The 23820-nt window shown below is 65.3% G+C and carries 21 protein-coding genes; 8 read left to right on the forward strand and 13 right to left on the reverse strand.

Annotation, left to right across the window (positions count from 1 at the left end):
* The first annotated feature begins 83 nt into the window (after positions 1 to 83).
* Together J7I79_RS06030 and J7I79_RS06035 are read left to right on the forward strand one after the other, a co-directional pair.
* Entirely contained in the window at positions 84 to 1100 is a 1017-nt protein-coding gene (locus J7I79_RS06030) for an alpha/beta hydrolase (RefSeq protein ID WP_214951376.1), read from the forward strand.
* Complete coding sequence (locus J7I79_RS06035; RefSeq protein WP_214951378.1) at positions 1097 to 2182, forward strand: alpha/beta hydrolase; 1086 nt, start codon at positions 1097 to 1099, stop codon at positions 2180 to 2182. The genes J7I79_RS06030 and J7I79_RS06035 overlap by 4 nt, the downstream gene beginning before the upstream one ends.
* Here the strand turns inward: J7I79_RS06035 and J7I79_RS06040 are convergent.
* The 3 genes from J7I79_RS06040 to leuA form a co-directional block, all read right to left on the reverse strand.
* On the reverse strand, positions 2170 to 3006 hold the full coding sequence (locus J7I79_RS06040) for an isoprenyl transferase (RefSeq protein WP_214951380.1): 837 nt from the start codon (positions 3004 to 3006) through the stop codon (positions 2170 to 2172). The genes J7I79_RS06035 and J7I79_RS06040 overlap by 13 nt on opposite strands.
* A 2-nt stretch (positions 3007 to 3008) precedes the next feature.
* Entirely contained in the window at positions 3009 to 3779 is a 771-nt protein-coding gene (gene recO, locus J7I79_RS06045) for a DNA repair protein RecO (RefSeq protein ID WP_181038791.1), read from the reverse strand.
* Between the two features lie 77 nt (positions 3780 to 3856).
* Complete coding sequence (gene leuA, locus J7I79_RS06050) at positions 3857 to 5596, reverse strand: 2-isopropylmalate synthase (RefSeq protein ID WP_214951382.1); 1740 nt, start codon at positions 5594 to 5596, stop codon at positions 3857 to 3859.
* A 254-nt stretch (positions 5597 to 5850) separates the two neighbouring features.
* Between leuA and J7I79_RS06055 the strand changes: the two genes are divergently transcribed.
* Positions 5851 to 7803, forward strand: a complete 1953-nt coding sequence (locus J7I79_RS06055; protein ID WP_214951384.1) for a M13-type metalloendopeptidase — start codon at positions 5851 to 5853, stop codon at positions 7801 to 7803.
* A 79-nt stretch (positions 7804 to 7882) separates the two neighbouring features.
* Here the strand turns inward: J7I79_RS06055 and J7I79_RS06060 are convergent, their stop codons facing one another.
* The 5 genes from J7I79_RS06060 to J7I79_RS06080 all read right to left on the reverse strand — a co-directional run bounded on the left by J7I79_RS06060 (position 7883) and on the right by J7I79_RS06080 (position 13439).
* Entirely contained in the window at positions 7883 to 9454 is a 1572-nt protein-coding gene (locus J7I79_RS06060) for an LCP family protein (RefSeq protein ID WP_214951386.1), read from the reverse strand.
* 143 nt (positions 9455 to 9597) lie between these two features.
* Positions 9598 to 10557, reverse strand: coding sequence for a GTPase Era (era, locus tag J7I79_RS06065; RefSeq protein WP_214951388.1), 960 nt, complete (start codon positions 10555 to 10557; stop codon positions 9598 to 9600).
* Positions 10541 to 11884, reverse strand: coding sequence for a hemolysin family protein (locus tag J7I79_RS06070; RefSeq protein ID WP_214951391.1), 1344 nt, complete (start codon positions 11882 to 11884; stop codon positions 10541 to 10543). Before J7I79_RS06070 ends, era begins: the two co-directional genes overlap by 17 nt.
* Complete coding sequence (ybeY, locus tag J7I79_RS06075) at positions 11881 to 12354, reverse strand: rRNA maturation RNase YbeY (protein WP_214951393.1); 474 nt, start codon at positions 12352 to 12354, stop codon at positions 11881 to 11883. Before ybeY ends, J7I79_RS06070 begins: the two co-directional genes overlap by 4 nt.
* Entirely contained in the window at positions 12351 to 13439 is a 1089-nt protein-coding gene (locus J7I79_RS06080; protein WP_214951395.1) for a PhoH family protein, read from the reverse strand. The genes ybeY and J7I79_RS06080 overlap by 4 nt, the downstream gene beginning before the upstream one ends.
* 361 nt (positions 13440 to 13800) lie before the next feature.
* Between J7I79_RS06080 and J7I79_RS06085 the strand changes: the two genes are divergently transcribed.
* A complete protein-coding gene (locus J7I79_RS06085) occupies positions 13801 to 14763 on the forward strand; it encodes a GerMN domain-containing protein (protein ID WP_214951551.1) in 963 nt (320 codons plus the stop codon).
* Positions 14764 to 14807: 44 nt separating this feature from the next.
* On the opposite strand, the gene J7I79_RS06090 is transcribed toward J7I79_RS06085, so the two are convergent.
* The 3 genes from J7I79_RS06090 to hrcA form a co-directional block, all read right to left on the reverse strand.
* Positions 14808 to 15584 (reverse strand): 16S rRNA (uracil(1498)-N(3))-methyltransferase, encoded by a 777-nt coding sequence (locus J7I79_RS06090; RefSeq protein ID WP_214951397.1) that lies wholly within the window; start codon positions 15582 to 15584, stop codon positions 14808 to 14810.
* A gap of 2 nt (positions 15585 to 15586) precedes the next feature.
* A complete protein-coding gene (dnaJ, locus tag J7I79_RS06095) occupies positions 15587 to 16714 on the reverse strand; it encodes a molecular chaperone DnaJ (protein WP_104172966.1) in 1128 nt (375 codons plus the stop codon).
* A 94-nt stretch (positions 16715 to 16808) separates the two neighbouring features.
* Positions 16809 to 17822, reverse strand: coding sequence for a heat-inducible transcriptional repressor HrcA (gene hrcA, locus J7I79_RS06100; protein ID WP_214951399.1), 1014 nt, complete (start codon positions 17820 to 17822; stop codon positions 16809 to 16811).
* Between the two features lie 232 nt (positions 17823 to 18054).
* Here hrcA and J7I79_RS06105 point away from each other — a divergent pair, with 232 nt between their 5' ends.
* Together J7I79_RS06105 and J7I79_RS06110 are read left to right on the forward strand one after the other, a co-directional pair.
* The gene (locus J7I79_RS06105; RefSeq protein ID WP_214951401.1) at positions 18055 to 18906 is read left to right on the forward strand and encodes a DUF3097 domain-containing protein; all 852 of its coding nucleotides are present in this window, start codon (positions 18055 to 18057) and stop codon (positions 18904 to 18906) included.
* A gap of 122 nt (positions 18907 to 19028) precedes the next feature.
* Positions 19029 to 19448: a DUF4870 domain-containing protein gene (locus J7I79_RS06110; protein WP_214951403.1), complete on the forward strand. Its 420-nt coding sequence runs from the start codon at positions 19029 to 19031 to the stop codon at positions 19446 to 19448.
* Between the two features lie 35 nt (positions 19449 to 19483).
* Here the strand turns inward: J7I79_RS06110 and hemW are convergent, their stop codons facing one another.
* Together hemW and lepA are read right to left on the reverse strand one after the other, a co-directional pair.
* The gene (gene hemW, locus J7I79_RS06115) at positions 19484 to 20713 is read right to left on the reverse strand and encodes a radical SAM family heme chaperone HemW (protein ID WP_214951405.1); all 1230 of its coding nucleotides are present in this window, start codon (positions 20711 to 20713) and stop codon (positions 19484 to 19486) included.
* 36 nt (positions 20714 to 20749) lie between these two features.
* Complete coding sequence (gene lepA / locus J7I79_RS06120; protein ID WP_214951407.1) at positions 20750 to 22603, reverse strand: translation elongation factor 4; 1854 nt, start codon at positions 22601 to 22603, stop codon at positions 20750 to 20752.
* A gap of 178 nt (positions 22604 to 22781) precedes the next feature.
* Between lepA and J7I79_RS06125 the strand changes: the two genes are divergently transcribed.
* On the forward strand, positions 22782 to 23336 hold the full coding sequence (locus J7I79_RS06125) for a type II toxin-antitoxin system PemK/MazF family toxin (protein WP_214951409.1): 555 nt from the start codon (positions 22782 to 22784) through the stop codon (positions 23334 to 23336).
* A 200-nt stretch (positions 23337 to 23536) separates the two neighbouring features.
* The gene (gene rpsT / locus J7I79_RS06130) at positions 23537 to 23797 is read left to right on the forward strand and encodes a 30S ribosomal protein S20 (protein WP_090581023.1); all 261 of its coding nucleotides are present in this window, start codon (positions 23537 to 23539) and stop codon (positions 23795 to 23797) included.
* The last annotated feature ends 23 nt before the right edge of the window (positions 23798 to 23820 follow it).

The following is a 23820-nucleotide window of genomic DNA, read 5'->3' on the forward strand; positions in this document are numbered from 1 at the left end:
GCGCAGGTCCGGCCGCGGTGTGACGCATCCTGCAGGCACTGTGGTTGCTCGCTGCTGCCGCGTGCGTTGTCTAGGCTGGGCAGATGAAGTGGCACACAGATATCCTGGGGGATGATTTCGAAGCCTTGACCTACCAGGCGACGGGCGCCGACAGCGTGGAGCGCACGGCAACCCTGGTGCGGCACGTGCCAAAAGGCGGAACGGACCGTCAAGGTCAAGGCCACACGGTTCCCCGGCCGCTCCCCCGCCGGTCCATCCTGTTCCTGCACGGTTGGAGCGACTACTTCTTCAATGTGGAGCTGGCCGAGTTCTGGACAAACAAGGGCTTTGAGTTTTTTGCGCTGGACATGCACAATCACGGGCGGAGCCTGCAGCCTGATACCCACGGCGGCTTCGTGGCCGATCTCGATGACTATGACGCAGAGATCAGCAAGGCGATCGGACTCATCAGCTCCCTCTGGCCGGAGGAAGCCGGCAGGCCGTCGCTGACCCTGATGGGCCACTCGACCGGAGGGCTTGTCGCCGCCCTGTGGGTCAGCCGCCATCCGGGCGTTGCCGCCCAGCTGGTCCTTAACAGCCCGTGGCTCGAAATGCACGGCAGCTCGCTGGTCCGGCGGGCAGCCCGGTCAATGGTCGGCCCGCTGGCGCATTACCGGCCGGAAGCGGTGCTGCGCCTGCCGGAGCGCGGATTTTATTGGCGGAGCATCAGCAGCGAGGCTGAGGGAGAGTGGACGCTGGACGCCAAGTACCGGCCACCCATGGCTTTTCCCGTGCGGGCCGGTTGGCTTAGGGCCGTGCTGGCCGGGCATTCCAGGGTGGCCCGCGGGCTCCGGATCGACATCCCCATCCTGGTGCTCCTGTCCGGGGCCAGCGAAACCGGAATGTTCTGGACCGAAGCGATGCGCAGGACTGACGCCGTGCTGGATGTGAACACCATCGCCATCCGGGCCATGGCCCTGGGCCGGTCGGTCACGCTGGAACGGATCGACGGCGCACTCCACGACGTCTTCCTGTCTCCGGCCCACGTCCGGGCCGATGCCTACGCCCGGCTGAGCCGCTGGATCCGGGGATACATCCCGGACGATGGCGGCACGGAATGAACGGGGCCGTGCCGAACCCGCCGGCGTGGCGGCCTGACCAGCTCGGTGACGGGTTCGACCGCGCGGAGCTTCCGTTGGCCGACGATGACGAAGGCGCCGTGTGTGCCACGCTGGTGCGGTACGTGCCCGCCGCCCCGCCGGGTCCGCCGGCCTTCCTCGCCGCCCTGCGCAAGAACATGTTCCACAACCTGGAATGGCCGGGATCGGAAGCGCGGACACACAACGGATCCGCACGCCCCGTAGCCGTCCTCTACCTGCATGGCTGGGCGGACTACTTCCTGCAAGCAGAACTTGCAAAGCACGTCGGCGCACACGGGCTCCATTTCTATGCCCTCGACCTGCGGAAGTTTGGCCGCAGCCTGCGGAGCTGGCAGACACCCGGCTACACCACCGACCTGGGCGTCTATGACGAAGACATTGCGGCCGCGATGGCAGCGATTAGGGCGGACGTGGCACTGCGTACCGGTTTGGCTACGGACCCTGCCGTCCACATGCTGGCGCATTCACTGGGCGGGCTGATCGGTGCGCTCTGGGCCGACCGCCATCCCGGCGCCCTGGGGACACTCATCCTGAATGCTCCCTGGCTGGAGCTCCAGGGCAGCAGCCTGATACGGAACATCGCCATGCACCTCGTGGAGCCGTTCGCGCGCACGGATCCCAAGAGGCCCTTCCGTTTCCCGGAAATGCCGGGCTATTGGCAGAGCGTCAGCGACCAGGCGCACGGGGAATGGTTCCTTGATCCGCAGTGGCGCCCGACGGCGTCGTTCCCCGTCCGGGCCGGCTGGACCCGGGCAGTCCTTGCCGGACACTCCACCGTCGAACGGCGGCTGGACATCGGTGCGCCGGTCCTGGTGATGCTCTCGGACCGCACCAGGATCCAGGCCGAGTGGTCCGAGGAGCTGATGCGGGTGGACGCCGTGATTGACGTCGAGCAGACCGCCCGCCGCGCCCTGGGCCTCGGCCGGCGCACGGCCGTCTTCCGCTACCCGGGGGCCATCCACGACATCTTCCTCTCGCGCCGCGAGGTGCGGCAGGAAGCGTACCGCGACCTGGTCGCCTGGCTGCATTCCTATCCGGGCTGACCGCCTGCCGGTGCCGCGGCATCCACGGCACCGCCGTACCGGCGGTCACGCCGGGCATAGACTTCGACGGCGTCCCACAGGGTCCGGCGGTCGACGTCGGGCCAGAGCGTGTCCATAAAGACGAACTCCGCATAGGCGGACTGCCACAGCATGAAGTTGGAGAGCCGCTGCTCGCCGGAGCTCCGGAGGAAGAGGTCGACGTCGGGAAGGTCGGGTTCGTCCAGGTACTTCTGAATGGTCCGCTCCGTGATGGCACCCGGTTTGAGCCGGCCGGCCGCCACGTCTTCGGCAATCGCCGTGACCGCATCCGCGATTTCGGCGCGGCCGCCGTAATTAACACACATGGTCAACGTGCACGTGGTGTTGCCCCGGGTGTAATCCTCGGCCTCTTCCAGTTCCCGGATCACCGAGCCCCACAGCCTGGGCCGACGCCCCGACCAGCGGATGCGCACGCCCCACTCATCCAGCTGGTTCCGCTGGCGTCGTAGCACATCCTTGTTAAAACCCATCAGGAAGCGAACTTCCTCCGGGGACCGCCGCCAGTTCTCCGTGGAGAACGCGTACACGGTGACGTACTTGATGCCCAGTTCAATGGCGCCGGCAACAACGTCCAGGAGCGCCGGCTCACCGGCCTTGTGGCCCTCGATCCGGGGCAGCCCCCGCTGGTTGGCCCAGCGGCCGTTGCCGTCCATTACGATCGCCACATGCTGGGGAATGAACTCGTCGGGAATGGACGGCGGCACGGCCCCGGAACTGTGCCGGTACGGTGCGGTCACCGGCGTGGTCCGCTGCCGGACGGGAGTTTTCTTCTTTCCAAGGGCCACTGTCAGCTACGCTCCACATGTTTGAGGGATTTCAGCACACGTTCAAGATGCCATTGCAGGTAGCTGGCCACCAAACCGGCAGCTTCCCGCCGGTGGACTGCCACGGAGGCGTCCGCCGTCGTCCAGTCCCCTGTCAGCAGTGCCCCGAGAAGGAAGACTGTTTCGGCTGCGGGTGCGGGCGATCCCGGCGGACGGCAGTTGGCGCATACCATGCCGCCCAATGGCGCCGAAAACGCCGTGTGCGGTCCCGGCGCGCCGCAGCGGGCGCACGACGTGAAGCTTGGCGCCCACCCCCCGGTGGCCAGGGCACGCAGCAGATATGAATCAAGGATGAGTTCCGGGGTGTGCTCGCCCCTGCTCAGCGAAGCCAGAGCCCCTACCAGGAGGTTGTACTGCGCGGTGCCGGACTCGCCGTCCACGTCCGTCAGCTTCTCGGCTGTCTCGGTCATGGCGGCCGCAACCGTGTAGCGGCCGTAGTCCGCCGCGATGCTGCCCCCGTAGGCGCCCTTGGCTACGGCCTGGGTGACGATGTCCAGTGTCCGGCCCGAAATCAGCTGAAGGTCCGCCACCATAAAGGGTTCTAGCCGGGCGCCGAAGCGGCTGCTGGTGCGGCGCACGCCCTTGGCCACGGCACGGACCTGTCCGTGGTGTTTGGTGAGGAGCGTGATGATCCGGTCGGCTTCGCCCAGCTTATGGGTGCGCAGCACGACGGCATCATCCCGGTACGCGCGCGCAGAAAAAGAGGATTGTTGGGCCACAGTTAATCTTCGCACTGACCTTCCGGATAACGCGGCTGCTGCGCCCCCGGATTGAACGGGTGCGCAGCAGGTCAGCGGAACGGGTGATGGGTTTAGGCCTGCGCGTCCCGGACCGCGCGGTTGACGGCCGAAATGACGGCCTTCAGCGAGGACGTGGTGGTGTTGGAGTCGATGCCAACGCCCCACAGGACCCGCTCGCCGACTGCGCACTCAACGTACGCCGCGGCACGGGCGTTGCCGCCTTCCGAGAGAGCGTGCTCGCTGTAGTCCAGGACCCGGACATCCACGCCGTCCTGGCCCAGGATCGCCAGCAGCGCCGCGATCGGGCCGTTGCCGGAGCCGGTTCGGCGGACCTGGACGCCGTCCACGGTGACCGTCGCGTGCAACGTCATGGCGCCGTCGTCGTCCGTTTCCGTGCTGAACGATCCCAGCGAATAGCGGCCCCACTGGCCGTCCTCCTTGCTGGAGGGCAGGTACTCGTCCTGGAACGTCTGCCAGAGCTGGGCGCCGCTGACCTCGCCGCCCACGGTGTCCGTCCGCGTCTGGATCACGCCGGAGAACTCGATCTGCGCACGGCGCGGCAGGTCCAGGCTGTGCTCGTTCTTCAGCAGGTAGGCCACGCCGCCCTTGCCGGACTGCGAGTTGACCCGGATGACGGCTTCGTAGCTGCGGCCCAGGTCCTTGGGGTCCACCGGCAGGTACGGAACCTGCCAGGTGTAGTCGGCCACATCCTTGCCGGCGGCAGCGGCGTCCTTCTCGAGGGCTTCGAGGCCCTTCTTGATGGCGTCCTGGTGCGAGCCGGAGAACGCCGTGAAGACGAGGTCGCCGCCGTACGGCGAACGCTCCGCCACCGGCAGCTGGTTGCAGTACTCCACGGTGCGGCGGACGTCGTCGATATCGGAGAAGTCGATCATGGGATCGATACCCTGGACGAACATGTTCAGGCCCAGGGTGACCAGGTCCACGTTGCCGGTCCGCTCGCCGTTTCCGAACAGGCAGCCTTCAATCCGGTCCGCGCCGGCGAGGTAGCCCAGCTCCGCGGCGGCAACGCCGGTGCCGCGGTCATTGTGCGGGTGCAGGGAGAGGATGATGCCCTCGCGGGGGTGCAGGTGGCGGCTCATCCACTCGATGGAGTCGGCGTAGACATTGGGGGTGGCCATTTCGACCGTCGCCGGCAGGTTGATGATGACCTGGCTGTCGGCGGAGGCCTCGAAGACGTCAGCCACGGCGTTGCAGACGCGGACGGCGTATTCGAGTTCCGTTCCGGTGAAGGACTCCGGCGAGTACTCGTACGTGATGTGCGTGTCCGCCAGCGTTTCCTCGTACTTCTTGCACAGGCGGGCGCCCTGGAGCGCGATGTCCAGGATGCCGTCCTCGTCCTGGTTGAAGACGACGCGGCGCTGCAGGACCGATGTCGAGTTGTACAGGTGGACGATGGCCTGCTTGGCGCCGACCAGGGACTCGTAGGTCCGCTCGATCAGGTGCTCGCGGGCCTGCGTCAGCACCTGGATGGTGACGTCGTCCGGAATGTGGTTGCCCTCAATCAGCTGGCGGACGAAGTCGAAGTCAGTCTGCGAGGCGGACGGGAAACCGACCTCGATCTCCTTGTAACCCATGCGGACCAGCAGGTCGAACATCTTCATCTTGCGGGCCGGGCTCATGGGGTCGATCAGGGCCTGGTTGCCGTCCCTGAGGTCGACGGCGCACCAGCGCGGGGCCTTGGTGATGACTTTGTCCGGCCAGGTCCGGTCCGGCAGTTCAACGTTGATCTGGTCCTGGAACGGGACATAGCGGTGGACCGGCATTCCTGAGGGCTTCTGTGCGTTTCGCATTACAATCGGGGCCTTTTCTGTGGTTCCTGTTTGAAAGGTGGCCGGGCAACACTAACTCCGCGACGAGGATGGGCCTTGCGCTAGATCGCGTCTGAGGCCTCGCCGCGGCAGCTAAGAAGAAGCAGTTCTGCGCGCACCATTTCACAGTAACACGGGTGCGTAAGATGAAGGAGCAACACCTCCAGCAACGTCCACTATGCAGACGCTGCCACCGGTGCCAGCGCCGGAGGCAGCCCTCACCTGAAGGAGCACTTGTGCCAAACTCGGGGATCGACCTGTCCAATATCGACCACACCGTGCGGCCGCAGGATGACCTGTACCAGCACATCAACGGCGCGTGGCTGAAGAGCACGACCATCCCGGACGACCGCCCCCTGGAAGGCACCTTCACGGCCTTGCGGGACGGCTCCGAGCTGGCGGTCAGGGAAATCATCGAAGAAGCCGCAGGGCGCGGCGATGACGCCAGCGGCATCGAGCGCAAGGTCGGCGATCTCTACAGCAGCTTCATGGATGAAGCCACCGTGGAAGCGAAGGGCATGGACCCCATCCGGGAACGGCTTGCGGCAGTCTTCGCCACCGCCTCCGCCCGGGATGTCATCGAACTCGCCGGAAGGCTGTTCCGCTCCGACGTGTCCGGGCTTTTCTACATCTACCCGGCCCCCGACGCAGGCAACCCGGACCGGATCCTGCTGTACACCGGGCAGGGCGGCCTCGGCCTGCCGGACGAGTCGTACTACCGCGAAGAGAAGTTCGCCCCCATGGTCAAGGCCTACGGCGAACATGTGCGGACCATGCTCAGCCTCGCGGGGACTGCCGATCCCGACGGCGCCGCGGAGCGCGTGGTCGGGCTGGAGACGGCCCTGGCCGCCCACCACTGGGACAACGTCACACTGCGGGATCCGCAGAAAACGTACAACCTGAAATCCGCGGCAGAGGCCGTGGAGCTTTTCCCCCTGATGAACGCCTGGTTCGAGGCCGCCGGAATCACCCCGGAAAAACGCGAAGAGGTAGTAGTCAGCACCCCTGATTTCTTCGCCGGAGCTGCCGGTCTGCTCGAATCCGAACCGCTGGCAGCGTGGCAGGACTGGCTGGCCATGCGGGTTGTCAGCTCCGCAGCGCCTTACCTCTCCTCCGGATTCGTGGACGCGAACTTCGCCTTTTACGGCACCACCATCAGCGGAACGCCGCGCAACAAGGACCGGTGGAAGCGGGGAGTCGCCGTCGTCGAAGCCTCCCTGGGCGAGGCCGTCGGCCAGATCTACGTCTCCCGGCACTTTCCCGAAACGCACAAGGCGCACATGCAGACGCTGGTGGCCAACCTCATCGAGGCGTACCGGCAGAGCATCACCGGACTCGCCTGGATGGGCGAGGACACCAAGCTGGAGGCCCTGAAGAAACTCGACGCGTTCCGCGCCAAAATCGGCTACCCGGATGAGTGGATCGACTACTCCGCAGTGGAGATCGACCCCTCGGACCTCCTGGGGAACGTCGAGCGCGCCCACAATGCCGACGTCGACCGTCACCTCGACGAGGTCGGCAAGCCGGTTGACCGAAACAAGTGGCTGATGACGCCGCAGACGGTCAACGCGTATTACCACCCGCTGCTCAACGAGATCGTGTTCCCGGCGGCAATCCTCCAGGCGCCGTTCTTCACGGCGGATGCCGACGACGCCGTCAATTACGGCGGAATCGGCGCCGTGATCGGGCACGAGATCGGCCACGGCTTCGATGACCAGGGCTCGCAGTTCGACGGCGGGGGTACGCTCCGCAACTGGTGGACCGAGGATGACCGGACGGCATTTGAGGCACTGACGTCCAAGCTGGTGGCCCAGTTCGACGCATTGTCGCCCACCGCGGCGCCGGGCCACCATGTCAACGGCAAGCTCACGCTCGGCGAAAACATCGGCGACCTGGGCGGGCTCACCATTGCGTACAAGGCGTATCTGATCAGTCTGGACGGCGCCGAACCGCAGGTGCTGGACGGCCTGACCGGGCAGCAGCGGTTCTTTGCCTCCTGGGCGGCCGGCTGGCGGCAGGTGATCCGGAACGAGGAGGCCATCCGCAGGCTCGCTACGGACCCGCACTCCCCCAACGAGTTCCGCACCAACGCCATCGCCCGCAACCTGGATGCCTTCCACGAAGCATTCGGCGTCGCGGAGAACGACGGGATGTGGCTGACCGCCGAACAGCGCGTCAGCATCTGGTAGAGGCCGGCTGCGAATAAGGCCTGCGGGGCCGGCCAGGAAAAGTGGCCGGCCCCGCAGGCCTTCAGTTTTTGCCGACGCGCTAGCGGGTGATCAGCTCCGGGTTGGCCTGCTGGCACACAGTGTCCCCGGCCGTCTGGTTCACGATGTCGGTCGGGAGGGCCACGCCCATCTTGGTGCCGGACATGAAGTCCGTACCCAGGTAGACCTGAACGCCGCTAACGCCGGCCGCGGGAAGGACCTGCGTGGCCGGAATATCCATCAACGCCGCGACGTCCGCCGCCACGTCCTCAAAGCCTGGCCCGTAGTAGACCGCCGTCTTTTCGATCGGCTGCGCCACGAGTTCAGCCGCCTGGGTGAAGCCGCCGGCAATGATCGCCTGGGTGATTTCCTGGGCCCGTGCCGGAACGCCCGTTCCGTTTGCAACGGTCACTGGCTGCAGCGCCTTATCGTAGGCGGGCGGCGCGGTCTCCGCCGGTGTCGAAGGCGAGGGCGCGGGGGCTGACTCGCTCGGTTCGGCCGTGGGCGTCGGGGGTGCCGTCGGGTCGGTCAGGTCAATGTCCTTGCGCAGCGCGGCGAAGAGCTGGGATGCGGCCGGTTCGGCAACGGCCAGCCTGTTGGGGTCGGTGGGCGCCGGGGTGGTCGGCACGGCCGCAAACGCGACCTTGCTGATGTCGATGTTCTTTAGCCGGTTGCCGATGGTCAGCAGCGACGGAACCGACGCCAATCCATCGTCAACGGTGAGGTTCTGCGTCACGACGTCGGCAATTTTCAGCATCTTCTGGGGATCGGACAACGTGCCGTCATCCTTGATCTTCCGGGTCAGCGACGACAGGAAGCCCTGCTGCGCCTTGATGCGGCCCAGGTCGCCGCCGTCCGCGAAGGCATGCCTGGTCCTCAGGAATGCCAGCGCCTGTTCACCCTGCACCTGCGAATTCCCGGCGGGGAGGCGGAGCCTGGAGTCGGGGTCGTAAACCGCGTCGCTGATGCAGACTTCCACGCCGCCCACCGCGTTGGAGAGCTCCTTGACCGCGTTGAAATCCGCCATCATGAAGTGGTCGATTTCCAGTCCCGTAATTTTGTTCACCGTATCCACGGCACAGCCGATGCCGGCCTGCTTCATGGCTTCGTTGATCATCACACCGCTCTGGGCAGGGAACACCTGTTTGGTCTTCTGGTCGGTGCACTCCGGAATGTCCACCAGCAGGTCACGCGGGAAGCTGATCACGTTGACCCGCTTGTTATCCGCTGAGATGTCCATCATCATCATGACGTCCGACTGGCCATAGCCCGTGGAATCCTCAGAGGTGCCGTAGTCCGAGTTCTTGCCGTCGCGGGTATCCGAGCCGAGGATCAGGATCTGCATCCGGTCCTTGGAGTCGTTGACCGGCTCCTCCGTCCGGTTGCTTCCGGCCCCCAGCGGTGCCTTGCTGATGTTCATCTGGAAACGGACCACCCAGAAGGCGGCAAAGGCCAGGCCGCCCACCAGGACGAGGGCAAGGAGGGCAGTTGCCACCTTGAACCAGGCAGGCCGGCCGCGCATGGCGCCCAGGTGCCGGGCGGGGCCCATGGCCTTGTTATCCGAGTGCCGGGCGGCGGCGTCGGACACCGGCGAACCAGCGCCTTGTCCGGGTGTGTCTCGGCGTCGCACCACGTGGTGTTACCTTCCTCTAAAAAATGGGGTTCGGTCCATTTTAGTGGCCGAGACTGGGAGAATGCCCGATGCACCGGAACGGCAGCCCTGCAGGGCAGGCCGCCGGCGGTGGACCGGCGGGCTGCCGGGAACCGCCGTCGGTGCTAGAAACCGAGCTTTACCAGCTGCTTTGGATCCCGCTGCCAGTCCTTGGCTACCTTGACGTGCAGGTCGAGGTAGATCCTCGTTCCGAGCAGCGCTTCGATCCCTTTGCGGGCGGTGGTGCCGACCTCCCTCAGCCGGGCGCCGCCCTTGCCGATGATGATGGCTTTCTGGGACGGCCGCTCGACGTAGAGGTTCACCCGGACGTCAAGGAACGGGCTGTCTTCCGGCCGGCCCTCGCGGGGCACGATCTCCTCCACCACTACGGCCAGGGAGTGCGGAAGTTCGTCGCGGACGCCCTCAAGGGCGGCTTCACGGATGAGCTCGGCCACCATAACGGCTTCGGGCTCGTCCGTCAGGTGCCCGTCCGGGTACAGGGGCTGCGACGGCGGCATGTGGCTGATGAGGACATCCGCCACTGTGCCCACCTGGAAACCGTCCGTGGCGGACACCGGAACAATGTCCTTCCAACCGTCCTCGCCGAGGACTTCGCGGCCGAGGGCTGCTACCGCAAGCAGTTGCTCGGTGAGTGCCTGCCGGTCCACAAGGTCGGCCTTGGTGACGATGGCGATGATGGGCTTGTTACCGACGGCGGCCAACTGGGCGGCAATAAAACGGTCACCGGGGCCGATCTTTTCGTTGGCAGGCAGGCAGAAGCCGATGGCGTCCACTTCGGACAACGTGTCGGCAACAAGATCGTTAAGGCGTTTGCCGAGCAGCGTCCTGGGCCGGTGCAGGCCCGGGGTGTCGACCAGGATCAGTTGGGCGTCATCCCGGTGGACGATCCCCCTGATGGTGTGGCGCGTGGTCTGCGGCTTCGCCGACGTGATGGCCACTTTTTTGCCCACCAGGGCGTTCGTCAGTGTGGACTTTCCGGCGTTGGGCCTGCCCACGAGGATCGAAAATCCGGCACGGAAGCCGCCAAAGGCCTCGCCGCCGTCCGCTTTATTCTGCTTGCTCACGTGGAACTCCCTGTTGCGTTGTTTCGGCCTCGTCGAGTAGGTCTTCAAGGTCAGTTTCTTCTGGAACGGCGCCCTTTGCAACGGGCGCTGCGATGATATGGCTGACCCTGTTGCGGCGGCCTTCCAGGCGCTCCGCGCGCAACGAGACCCCGTGAACCTCAACGGTGCTCCCTACGATGGGAACCCTGCCGAGGGCTTTGGCCAGCAGGCCGCCAACGGTGTCCACTTCGTCGTCGTCGAGTTCCATATCAAAAAGCTCACCGAGGTCATCGATGCTCATCCGTGCACTGACGCGGTAGCTGCCGTCACCAAGGGCAACGGCCTCGGCGCTTTCCGTGTCGTATTCATCCACGATCTCGCCGACGATTTCCTCGATGAGGTCCTCGAGCGTGACCAGGCCCGCCGTTCCGCCGTATTCGTCGATCACGATGGCCACGTGCGTGGATTCCTTCTGCAGTTCGCGGAGCAGTTCACTGACCTGCTTGGACTCCGGCACGTAGCGGACTTCGCGGGCAAGTTCGTCCACAAGGGGCGGTTCCTCACCCGGGCCGAGGCTGTGCAGGGCCGCGGCAACATCCTTGAGGTACACGATGCCCAGGATCTGGTCCGTGTTGTCGCCGATGACGGGGATCCGGGAGTACCCCGACCGCAGGAAAAGGGACATGGCGCGGTGCAGGCTCGAACCGGCGTCAATGCTGAGGATGTCCGTCCGGGGCACCATCACGGCCCGGACCAGGGTGTCGCCGAAGTCGAACACCGACTGGATCAGTTCCGCCTCGTTGTCTTCGATCATGTCCGATTCCGTGGCGCGGTCCACCAGTTCGCGGAACTCCTCTTCACTGAAGGCAGCCTCATCGCCGCCGCCGGCGCCCGGAGCCACCACACTTCCCAGGGCGACAAGCCACCCCGGAATGGGGCCCAGCACCCAGCACAGGAAGCGGATGACCGGTGCGGTGAACCCGGCGACGCCGGATGCATGGGCGCGGCCCAGCTGCCGCGGTGAAACCCCCACAATCACGAAGCCCACCAGGGCCATGATGCCGGTGGCGGCAAGCCCGGCGAGCCACACACTGTCCAACAGGCTGTGCAGGAGGACGGCGACTGCCACTGCCGAGGCCATTTCGAACCAGATCCGCCAGAACCTCAGGGAACGCATGTGCGCCACGGGCTGGTCCAGAATACGTTTCAGTGCTTGGCCGTTGCCTCGGAGAATGGCTTCTTCGGCGTCGTGCCGGGGCAAAAAGTTAAAAGCGGACTCGGCCGCGGTCAGCAGGGCTGCGAAACTTAGGAAAACCAGCGCCATGCCAACAAGGATCAGTGGGGTCACTGAATCGTCTCAGACGGGGCTTCTTTACCGGTGAAGCCCTCAAGCAGTTCCCGCTGGAGGCCGAACATCTCTTCTTTTTCCTCGGGGTCGGCGTGGTCATAACCCAGCAGATGCAGAATTCCATGCGTGGTCAGCAGCAGCATCTCGTCCTGGGTGGAATGGCCGGCGTTCTTAGCCTGGACCTCAGCCACCTGCGGGCAGACGGCAATGTCGCCAAGCATGCCCTGGGGAGTCGGCTTGTCCGGTGTGCCCGGTGTCAGTTCGTCCATGGGAACAGACAGAACGTCCGTGGCTCCGGGTTCGTCCATCAGTTCAATGTGGAGCTTTTCCATGGCAGGTTCGTCCACCAGCAGGATGGACAGCTCGGCCTGGGGATGGATGTACAGGCGTTCGAAAACGAACCGGGCCAAGGCAACCAGCTGGGCTTCATCAACCTGGACGCCGGATTCGTTGTTTACTTCGATGCTCATGCGTGCTCTCCCCGCTTCTCCCGGGTCACGGAATGCTTCACCCGGTTCCTCTGTGCCTCGTCCCAAATGCCGTAGGCATTGACAATGTCGCCGACGAGCCGGTGGCGGACCACGTCCGAGGCATCCAGGACGCTGAAGTTCACGTCGTCGATGCCCTGAAGGATTTCCTCCACGATCCGGAGCCCTGAACGGGTGCCGAAGGGCAGGTCCACCTGGGTGACGTCCCCGGTGACCACCATTTTGGAGCCGAACCCGAGCCTCGTCAGGAACATCTTCATTTGTTCCGGCGTCGTGTTCTGGGCCTCATCGAGGATGATGAAGGCATCGTTAAGGGTGCGCCCGCGCATGTACGCCAGGGGGGCCACTTCGATGGTGCCTGCCGCCATCAGCCGGGGAATGGACTCGGGATCCATCATGTCGTGGAGGGCGTCGTAAAGCGGCCGCAGGTAGGGGTCGATCTTGTCACTGAGGGTCCCGGGCAGGAAGCCCAGCCGTTCGCCGGCCTCGACAGCGGGCCGGGTGAGGATAATGCGGCTGACTTCCTTCTGCTGCAGGGCCTGGACAGCTTTGGCCATGGCAAGGAAGGTCTTTCCGGTACCGGCGGGGCCGATTCCAAAGATCACTGTGTTGGCGTCGATCGCGTCCACGTAGTTCTTCTGGTTCAGCGTCTTCGGCCTGATCGTCTTGCCGCGGCTGGACAGGATGTTGTAGGTCAGCACCTCAACCGGGTTTTGGAGCGACTGGCTCCGGAGCAGGGTCGCAAGCTGTTGGAGGACTGCCGGCGTGATGACCGTTCCCCGGTCTACGAGCCCCCGCACTTCGTGGAGGAGGCGCATGATCCGGGGAACGTCCGCGGAGGGGCCGCTGATGGCCAGTTCGTTGCCGCGGACATGGAAGTCGACTGCCGGGAACTGTTCCTCAATGAAACGGAGGGCCTCGTCGTGGCTGCCCAGGGACTGAACCATCTGTTCGGAGTTGTCAAAAATGACCACCTCCGTCCGGACACCGGGAAGACTATGGGGAAATTCACCTGTGGTGCGCTCACCGGAGCTGAACCGGGGCCTTCCGTTTGTTGCTTCAGTCATGGTGCCGGCCTGCGGGCCTCTGGTCCCCTCCAGTTAGGAAATTTGTCGCTCTGCCTCATCAGTTCGCCTTCGCTGCGTCAGCGTCGGGCTCCGTGCCGGGCCGAGTCCTTCCATCTTACGCCAGTACACCGCGCGGGGACCGCGGACCAGTGCCGTCCGGCGTGCGGCCTGCAACCGTTTCGTTGCAGGTTCCCGTAATTAGGTATCAACTTCGTATCGGCCTCATATCGTTCCCGTTGCAGTTCGGCCGACCGTCCGTAAACGCCGCGGAGGGCCGGAGACTCCATGTAATGCTGGAATCCATTGCAGAGTGCGACACAAAAACGTTTACACGGACAGGGCGGAGGAACCCGGAAGCACCATGGAGATCTGGAATCCACGACGCCGGAACACAGCGGGAGGCAGTCGGGCACGTTCCGCAGCGCTCCTGTTTGTGCTGCCCGCCGCCATGGTGCTCTCCGGCTGTGTGGCCACTCCGCAGCCGCCCGAAACGACCGCGGCCAGCACGCCCCAGGCCATGACCGGGTCCGCCACGGCCGGCGTTCCCAGCACGAGTGCTCCGCTGGAGACCACGCAGGCTTCGAACAAGGCTCCTGTGTACTGGATCGGCCGCAGCAACGAAAACGTCTTCCTTTACCGTGAATTCCGGGAGGTCCCCGAGCAGGAAAACCCTGTCACGCGGGCGCTGCGTTCGATGATGTCGCAGAAGCCGCTGGATCCGGATTTCTTCACCCCGTGGCAGAACCCGAAGAAGCTTGCCACCTCAATCTCCGGCAAGAACGTGATCACGGTGGATGTCTCGCCGGATGCCTTCAACAGCAATCTCGACGAAGACATGGCAAAGCGGGCCATCCAGCAGCTGGTGTACACAGCGACGGCTGCCGGTGCGAGCTCGGGGCTAGTGGACTCCGGCCAGCAGATCCAGGTGGTGATCCTCGTCGACGGCCACACTGATTACCTCGCGTTCAACCACGTCAGGCTGGGTGCGCCTACTCCACGCGGCGCAGGCATGGTGGCGCCGGTCTGGATCATTGATCCACAGGAAGGTGTGGGCGTTGCTGACGGCAGCGTCAAAATCAGCGGACGAAGCACGCTCCCCGGGGCCAAGCTCCGGTGGAAGATCCTGAAGGTCGAAGGCAGCACCGACAAGGCGGCCTATCTGAGCGGAGACGTCACGGCCTCGGCCGAGGCGACGCAGTCCGGGCTCTTCTCCCTGAACGTCAACCTCGCACCGGGAAACTATGAAGTCCGCGTTTCCCAGATCGACCCCGGGACGCCCGACCGCGAAATGAACGTGGACACGCGCGGCTTCACGGTTGAGTAGCAGCTGAGCGTTTCAGGGCAACACGCCTGATTCAGCGGACGCCGTTACCAGCGTCCCAGGATATCGCTGGCGAGTACCGTGGCGGCCGGTCCCGCAGTGGAAGACCTGAGTACGTGGTGGCCCAGCAGCGCCGTCACCGCACCGGCGCTGCACAGCTTGGTGACCTCCCGCGGACTGATTCCGCCTTCCGGCCCGACGATGAGCAGGATTTCACGCGGCCCCGGACCGCCCGTCATGCTGTCGCCGTCGCGCCAGGACTCCAGAACCGCGCGGAGCGGCCGTACGGCATCCTCATGGAGGATGATGGCCAGGTCCGCCGCGGAGACGGCGGCCTGCAAACCTGCACCGTCGACGGCGGCACGGACCTCGGGAATCCAGGCCCGGCGCGCCTGTTTGGCCGCTGCAGTCACCACGGACTGCCACTTGGCATGCGCCTTGGCGGCCCGCTCACCTTTCCACCGGACGATGGAGCGTTCCGATTGCCACGGGATGACCGCATCGATTCCCAGTTCGGTGGCGGTCTCAGCGGCAAGTTCGTCGCGGTCGCCCTTGGCCAGCGCCTGAACCAGGACGAGGCGCAGGTCCGGGCGCTCTTCGGTTTCGAGCGCCGCGCACTCCACGGTCAGCTCGCCCTGGCCGACGGCGGCGACGGTCCCGGTCAGCCTTTTGCCGGCGCCGTCGGCTATGTCAACGGATTCCCCTACGGAAATCCGCTTGACGGTGACGGCATGCCGGGCTTCGGCGCCCTGAAGGACGTACTGCGACCCGGGAACCTGCTGGTCCAGTGCTCCTGGGGTTGCGAAAAAGACCGGGTTGCTCACCGCTACAGGTTACCGAACCGGTCCCGCAGCTTGGCGAACACACCGCCGCTGGCGGTGAGTTTCCCCTCGGTGTACTGCTCGCCCCGGAGTTTGGCCAGCTGCCGAAGGAGGTCTTCCTGTGCGGCATCAAGCTTGGCCGGGGTCTCGACCTGCAGGTGGACCTTCAAGTCGCCGCGGCCGTAGCCCCGGAGATGGGTGACGCCGAGCCCGCGCAGGGTGATGACCTCACCGGACTGGGTGCCCGCCTTGACGTCGATTTCCTGCTGTCCGTCGAACGTGTCCAGGCTGAGTTCGGTGCCCAGGGCTGCGGCGGTCATCGGGATGTGCAGGGTGGCGTGAAGGTCGTCGCCGTCACGCACGTAGGTGGCGTCATTGTTGACCCGGATCTCCACGTACAGGTCGCCGGAGGGGCCGCCGGCAGGCCCGGCTTCGCCCTGGCCGCCCAGCTGGATGCGGGTTCCGGTGGCTACGCCGGCAGGGACCTTGACCGTCAGCGAACGGCGGCTGCGGATGCGGCCCTGCCCGTTGCACTCGTTGCAGGGATCCTTGATGACGGTTCCGAAGCCTTCGCAGGAGCCGCAGGGGGCGGCCGTCATGACCTGGCCCAGGATGGAGCGGACCGCCCGCTGTACCTGGCCGCTGCCGCCGCAGATGTCGCAGCGCTCGGGGTGGGTTCCGGGCTGGCAGCAGGAACCCTCGCAGGTGGGGCACGTTACGGCAGTGTCGACCTCAAGCTTCTTGTTGACGCCGAAGACGGCGTCGCGAAGGTCGATGCGGACACTGATGAGGGCGTCCTGGCCGCGGCGGACGCGCGAAGCGGGCCCGGCTGAGCCGCCCGCTCCGAAGAACGTGTCGAAGATGTCCTGGAAGGCGAAGCCCTGGCCCGAGTAGCCGGCACCGCCGAAGCCGTTGTCCGTGCCGTTCTCGTTGCCGGTGGTGTCGTAGACACGGCGTTTCTGCGGGTCGGACAGCACTTCATAGGCGTGCGTGACAGCCTTGAAGCGGTCCGAGGCATCCTCGCCGGGGTTAACGTCCGGGTGCAGGGTTCGCGCAAGCTTTCGGTAGGCTTTCTTGATCTCTTCGCCCGTCGCTTCGGGTGAGACTCCAAGAACGTCGTAGTGGCTGCTCAAAGTTCGTATCTCTTCCTGGTTGTACTGCCTGTGATGCTGCTGCCGCACCCCGCAAGACGGGACACGGAGGCCTGGTTGGCTGATGAAGGACCGGTCAAGGTCCGAGGATCCTGGAAAGGTAGCGTGCCACGGCACGGACCGCGGCCATGGTGGTGGGATAGTCCATCCGGGTGGGGCCAAGGACGCCAACCTTGGCACTGGAGCCTGGGCCGTAGCCGGTAGCCACCACCGAGGCTTCGGCGAGTCCGTCGTACGGATTCTCGCGGCCGATGCTGACGGTGACGCCGCGGGGGTCCTCCGCCATTTCGCTGAGCAGGCGGAGCATGACCACCTGTTCTTCGAGTGCCTCGAGGACCGGGCCGATGCTCAGCGGGAAGTCAACATTGGATCGTGCGAGGTTGGCGGTTCCGGCCATGACCATCCGCTCCTCGCGGGTGCTGTTGGCCAGGGCGTCCAGGCCTCGCGCCAGCGCCTGGGCGGCATGCCGGCGTGACGGTTCACACGCGGCGACGACGGCGGGCAGCGCCTGCGGGAGAAGGCTCAGCGGTGTGCCGGAAAGGCTCTTCAGGAACCGTGTGCGAAGGCCGCCGAGGGCGTCATCGCCGAGGTCCTGCCCGACGTCTATGACCCGCTGTTCGACTTTTCCGGTGTCCGCAATCAGCACGATCAGGACCTGCCGCGGTGCCAGCAGCACGAACTCGATGTGCCGCACCATGGCACGGCTAAGGTGTGGATACTGCACCACGGCCACCTGGTTGGTCAGCTGCGACAGCAGCCGCACAGTGCGTTCCAGGACATCGTCCAGGTCGTCCGACCCTTCCAGCAGGGTCTGGATGGCCCGCCGTTCTGCCTGCGACAGCGGCTTGACCGCGGAGATCTGGTCAACGAAGAGCCGGTAGCCCTTGTCCGTGGGGATGCGGCCGGCGCTGGTATGCGGCGCCGTGATCAGGCCCTCGTCCTCCAACGCTGCCATGTCGTTGCGGATGGTGGCACTGGAGACACCCAGATGGTGCCTTTCCACCAGCGCCTTGGAGCCCACGGGTTCGCGGGAATGGACGTAGTCCTCCACGATGGCGCGCAGTACTTCAAGCTTGCGTGGTTCGCTCATTCTCCACCTCCGATCGGCTTTCCCGGGCCACGGCCCGGCATTGCGCCAGGCGCATATCCCGTCACTGGTTAGCACTCGTCATGTCTAAGTGCTAACCAGTCTAATATGAGTCGCCGCGTTGTTAGCATTGGTACCGCTCCGGGCGAAACTCCGGCGCGGAACCGGACGTGCAGATAAATGAAGGCACGGCCGCCCTGGTTCCCTCCTCCAAGTGCAAGGCAGTGTGTATCGGATGTCGTACCAGAACTGGGGCCCGCAGGACATCACGGCGCCCCGGAAATCCGAGCTTCCCGAAGTTCCGGTTGAACGTGGCATGGTGCTCGAAGACGTGCAGTCCGGCTGGGTGGGCGCTGTCACGAGGGTGGAGAAGTCGGGCGGCATGCATGTTGTGGCCCTGGAGGACCGGCGCGGCAAGTCGCGCACCTTCCGCCTCGGCTACGGGTTCCTCCTGGAGGGTCTGCCCATCCGGCTGATGCCGCCCGCTCCCCGCGCGCAGGCATCCCCTGCCGGATCCAACCGGACGGCCTCCGGGTCGGTGCGGGTGGCCGGCCAGCGCGCGCAGGTGGCCAAGGCAAGCCGCATCTGGGTGGAAGGCAAGCACGACGCCGAACTCGTGGAAAAGGTCTGGGGTGACGACCTCCGCGTGGAGGGCATCGTCGTCGAGCCTTTGCACGGCATCGACGACCTCACGGCGGCGGTTGCCGCGTTCCGGCCGGGACCCGGCCGGCGGCTGGGTGTGCTGGTGGACCACCTCGTTGCCAACTCTAAGGAGTCGCGGATCGCCGACGCCGTCATGGCGTCCCCCGGCGCCGCGGGCAACGTGCTGATCGTCGGCCACCCCTACGTGGATGTGTGGCAGGCGATCCGGCCCGCCGTGCTCGGCATTGACGCCTGGCCGGTTGTTCCGCGGGGCATCGACTGGAAAACCGGAATCCTGACGGCTTTCGGCTGGCCCCACGAGACAAAGGAAGACATTGGCCTGGGCTGGCAGAAGCTGCTGGGGGCCGTCCGCAGCTACGCAGACCTGGAACCGTCCCTGCTGGGCCGGGTGGAAGAGGTCATCGACTTCCTCACCGTGCCGTAAGGGGCTGTTGGACTCTCCGAATGCACCCCGGACCCAGTATTCTTGATACGGCGGTTGTTGCTGTTGTGGCAGCGTCCGCTTTCCGGGAACCACCGCACCACTGCAATCCGAAGGACGAAACCGTGGCAGAAGACGCACGTGAACAAAGGGACAACCAGGCCGGCCATGGCCAGCCCCAGTATCATGGTGTCCCCGCCAACGCACTGCCGCTGACGGCCAACGAGGACCGGCAGTGGGCAACGCTCGCCCACTTCGGCGGCATTCTTGGATGTATCCCGTCGCTGCTGATCTACCTGATCTTCAAGGAGCGCGGGCCGTTCACGGCGCAGGAGTCCAAGGAAGCACTGAATTTCACCCTGCCTCCCACCATCGCGGCGGTCCTCTGCAACATCCTCGTGATGCTTCCGGTCGTGGGAAACATCTTCGCGGTGCTGGCCACACTGATCTGGATCGCCGTGACCTGCTTCTCGGTCGCGGCCGGCATCCATGTAAACCGGGGCCAGCCGCACCGGTACGACTTCAACCTGCGCTGGATCAAGTAACCGGCTGAGGCCGGGCCGGACGGGGCGAAGCCGGTTCAGTCCGGGAGGATCCTTCTGACCACGGCGTCGGCGAGGAGCCTGCCCTTGAGGGTGAGGACGAGCCGGCCCTTGAACGCCAGGACGGGGTCTACCAGGCCATCGGCGATCAGCCCCGCGACGGCGTGCCGTCCCGACGTGCCCAGCCCGGCAACCTCGAGTCCGCTACTCAGCCTGGCCTCCAGCATGACCCGTTCAACGTTCCGGGTTTCGGCGTCGAGCGTTTCCCTGCCGGCTGCCGGCGACGCGCCGCCGGCGAGCCTACCCGCGTAGGCAGTGGGGTGCTTGACGTTCCACCAGCGGACGCCTCCGACGTGCGAATGCGCGCCGGGGCCGATCCCCCACCAGTCGTCCCCGCGCCAGTACGCCAGGTTGTGCCGGCAGGCCTGTTCCGGCGTGCGCGACCAGTTGCTTACCTCATACCAGCCGAGGCCGGCGGCGCTGATGATTTCGTCCGCGAGTTCGTACTTGTCGGCGTGGTCGTCGTCGTCAATTCCGGGAACTTCGCCGCGGCGGATCTGGGCGGCCAGCTTGGTGCCGTCCTCGACGATGAGCGCGTAGGCGCTGATGTGGTCCGGCCCGTAGGACAAGGCGGTTTCGAGTGAGTACCGCCAGTCCTCCAGGGACTCGCCCGGGGTGCCGTAGATCAGATCCAGGCTGACCGCGAGGCCGGCGTCCCGTGCCCACTGCACCACCTGCGGCACGCGGCTGGGCGTGTGGGTGCGGTCGAGTACCTTCAGCACATGCGGGACTGCGGACTGCATGCCGAAGGACACACGCCTGAAGCCTGCGTCAGCCAGCAGCTGGAGGGACTCCGGGGTGACTGAATCCGGGTTTGCTTCGGTGGTGACTTCGGCGCCGGGCTCCAGCCCCCATTCCGCAACAGCAGCGGTGAGGATGCGGGCCAGGTCCTCCGCGGGCAGCAGCGTGGGCGTGCCGCCGCCGAAAAAGACCGTGCCCAGCCGGCGGTCAGGCAGTCCGCTGGCCTGCAAGGCCTTGGCGGCAAACTCCACTTCGGCGATAGCCGTGGAGGCATAGGCGTCCTGGGACGCCCCGCCGCCGAGTTCCGTGGCAGTGTAGGTGTTGAAGTCGCAGTATCCGCAGCGGACGGCACAGAAGGGGATGTGGACGTACAGCCCGAATCCCCGCCCGGCAGCGCCGTCGGCGGCCTGCGCGGGAAGCAGGCCGTCCGACGGCGCGGGGTCGCCGAGTGGGAGAATGCTAGGCATTGCGGGGGCGTCCGGTGTTGCCGGCCACTGTCGTCACTACTTCTTGGCCTTGTCCTTGGACTCGTCGGTGGTCAGCGCGGCGATGAAGGCTTCCTGGGGAACCTCAACGCGGCCCACCATCTTCATGCGCTTCTTGCCTTCCTTCTGCTTTTCCAGAAGTTTGCGCTTACGGGAAATATCGCCGCCGTAGCATTTGGCCAGTACGTCCTTGCGGATGGCGCGGATGCTTTCGCGGGCGATGATCCGGGACCCGATGGCGGCCTGGATGGGAACCTCGAACTGCTGGCGAGGGATGAGCTCGCGCAGCTTGCCGGTCATCATCACACCGTAGGCGTAGGCCTTGTCCCGGTGGGTGATGGCGCTGAAGGCGTCCACCTGTTCGCCTTGGAGCATGATGTCAACCTTCACGAGGTCGGCAACCTGGTCGCCGTCCGCTTTCCAGTCAAGCGAGCCGTAGCCGCGGGTCTTGGACTTGAGGATGTCGAAGAAGTCGAAGACGATTTCAGCCAGCGGCAGGCGGTACCGGATTTCCACCCGGTCCTCGGACAGGTAGTCCATGCCGCCCATGATGCCACGGCGGCTCTGGCACAGTTCCATGATGGCTCCGACAAAGTCATTCGGCGCCAGGATGGTGGCGGACACCATCGGCTCCCGGACCTCAGCGACCTTGCCGGTGGGGTATTCACTGGGGTTGGTGACGTGGACAACCTTCTTGTCCTCCAGCGTCACCTCGTACTCGACGTTGGGTGCTGTGGAGATCAGGTCCAGGTTGTACTCGCGTTCGAGCCGTTCACGGGTGATTTCCAGGTGCAGAAGCCCCAAGAAGCCCACCCGGAAGCCGAAGCCCAGGGCGGCCGAGGTTTCCGGCTCGTAGATCAGGGCGGCGTCGTTGAGCATCAGCTTCTCCAACGCATCGCGGAGCACCGGATAGTCGGTGCCATCCAGCGGGTAGAGGCCGGAGAAGACCATCGGCTTGGCGTCGGCATAGCCGGGCAGCGACTGCGCGGCCGGCTTGGCCAGGTTGGTGACGGTGTCGCCCACCTTGGACTGGCGGACGTCCTTCACACCGGTGATCAGGTAACCCACTTCGCCGACGCCCAGGCCCTTCGAAGGCGTGGGTTCCGGGGAGCTCACGCCGATTTCGAGGAGTTCGTGCGTGGCGCGGGTCGACATCATCTGGATCCGCTCACGCGGGTGCAGCATGCCGTCAACAACGCGGACGTAGGTGACCACGCCGCGGTAGGTGTCGTACACGGAGTCGAAGATCATGGCACGGGCGGGGGCATTGGGATCGCCCACCGGGGCCGGCAGGTCGCGCACGATCTTGTCCAGGAGGACCTCGACGCCCGCGCCGGTCTTGCCGGAGACCCGCAGCACCTCGTCCGGGTCGCCGCCGATCAGGCTGGCGAGCTCAGCCGCGTACTTCTCGGGCTGGGCCGCGGGAAGGTCGATCTTGTTCAGGACCGGAATGATGGTGAGGTTGTTCTCCATCGCCAGGTACAGGTTGGCGAGGGTCTGGGCCTCGATGCCCTGGGCCGCGTCAACAAGCAGAACCGCGCCCTCGCAGGCGGCCAGCGAACGGGAGACCTCATAGGTGAAGTCGACGTGGCCGGGGGTGTCGATCATGTTCAGGGCGTAGCTGGTGCCGTCAACTTCCCAGGGCATGCGGACAGCCTGGGACTTGATGGTGATGCCGCGCTCACGTTCGATATCCATACGGTCCAGATACTGGGCCTTCATGTCGCGGGACTTAACGACGCCGGTGTACTGCAGCATGCGGTCGGCCAGAGTGGATTTACCGTGGTCAATGTGCGCAATGATGCAGAAGTTCCGGATGATGGCCGGCTCTGTTGCGGCGGGCACCGGGGCGGTGCGGGCCATGGGAGACACGCAGGGTCCTTACTGTTGGCATTTCGCGGCTGTGATCAGGAAGGCCGAAGCCATCGCGGGACCTGCCGCACGTGAACTTATAGTGTCCCACGTCCGGCCGCCAGTCGGTGCATTGTTTGCGTGCCCGGCCTGCGGCACCGCTCAGCGTCCGTCCCGGCAGTCGCAGTATCGTTGCAGCATGGCACTGAACCTACGCTCCCTCGGCAAGGCCGTACGCGCCGCAATTCGCTTCCTGGAAGGGCGCCCGGCCAAAGACCGTCCGGGCGGGCAACCGCACGTCCGCGCGCCGCGGGCCAGCGCTACGCCGCGCGGAGCTGCCGGCGGAATAAGCGGAAAGTATCCCGGCGACTTCAAGGGCGTCGCGAGCGTGAAGTACGCACCCTCCCCCAACGGCAAGCCGGAACCGGGTGAGGTGGTGTGGACCTGGGTCCCGTATGAGGAGGACCACTCCCAGGGCAAGGACCGGCCCGTGCTGCTAATCGGGAGCCGCGGGCGGTACCTGCTGGGACTCATGCTTACCAGCAAGGACCACGACCAGGACCGCCGAAATGACGACAGCTACGTGGACATCGGCACAGGCAGCTGGGATCGGCAGCGCCGGCCCAGCGAAGCGAAGTTGGACCGCATCCTCCAGATCAGCCCTGCTGACATCCGCAGGGAGGGCGCCGTCCTTGACCGGAAGCGCTTTGACAGTGTTTCGTCGGCACTCCGTGAGCTGCACGGCTGGAGCTGACGGAAACCCCTCCGGAAGACCACGGGAACAACCGGAGGACCAGCAGCAGTGCCGTGTGTCTGCTATCATTGACAGCTGTGTGTCCGTGCAGGTCGACGGCCACTGATGGTTGGCCGCCATAGGTATCCCCACGCCGCTCAGTCAATGGCCAATCTGAAAGCCCTCTAGACCATTTTCCGCTTTAAAAAGAGAGTTCACACGTGGCTAATATCAAGTCCCAGAAGAAGCGCATCCTCACCAACGAGAAGGCTCGCCTGCGTAACAACGCAGTCAAGTCCGAGCTGAAGACGGCCATCCGCGCCGTCAACACCGCCGTTGAGTCCACCGACAAGGATGCCGCTGCTGCTGCGCTGGTTGCTGCAGGCCGTAAGCTGGATAAGGCTGTCAGCAAGGGCGTTCTTCACAAGAACAACGCTGCAAACCGCAAGTCGGCGATCTCCAAGAAGGTCAACGCACTCTAAGGTTTTCCAGTTCAACTGAACTG

The organism is Arthrobacter sp. ISL-69, from assembly GCF_018613775.1.
GTDB lineage: Bacteria > Actinomycetota > Actinomycetes > Actinomycetales > Micrococcaceae > Arthrobacter.

Excerpts from the sequence above, each read along its gene's own strand:
- hrcA (WP_214951399.1), bottom strand. The coding sequence starts at position 17,822 with ATGAGCGAACCACGCAAGCTTGAAGTACTGCGCGCCATCGTGGAGGAC.
- J7I79_RS06125 (WP_214951409.1), top strand. The coding sequence starts at position 22,782 with ATGGCACTGAACCTACGCTCCCTCGGCAAGGCCGTACGCGCCGCAATT.
- hemW (WP_214951405.1), bottom strand. The coding sequence starts at position 20,713 with ATGCCTAGCATTCTCCCACTCGGCGACCCCGCGCCGTCGGACGGCCTG.
- ybeY (WP_214951393.1), bottom strand. The coding sequence starts at position 12,354 with ATGAGCATCGAAGTAAACAACGAATCCGGCGTCCAGGTTGATGAAGCC.
- J7I79_RS06105 (WP_214951401.1), top strand. The coding sequence starts at position 18,055 with ATGTCGTACCAGAACTGGGGCCCGCAGGACATCACGGCGCCCCGGAAA.
- J7I79_RS06035 (WP_214951378.1), top strand. The coding sequence starts at position 1,097 with ATGAACGGGGCCGTGCCGAACCCGCCGGCGTGGCGGCCTGACCAGCTC.
- leuA (WP_214951382.1), bottom strand. The coding sequence starts at position 5,596 with ATGCGAAACGCACAGAAGCCCTCAGGAATGCCGGTCCACCGCTATGTC.
- J7I79_RS06030 (WP_214951376.1), top strand. The coding sequence starts at position 84 with ATGAAGTGGCACACAGATATCCTGGGGGATGATTTCGAAGCCTTGACC.
- J7I79_RS06080 (WP_214951395.1), bottom strand. The coding sequence starts at position 13,439 with ATGACTGAAGCAACAAACGGAAGGCCCCGGTTCAGCTCCGGTGAGCGC.
- J7I79_RS06085 (WP_214951551.1), top strand. The coding sequence starts at position 13,801 with ATGGAGATCTGGAATCCACGACGCCGGAACACAGCGGGAGGCAGTCGG.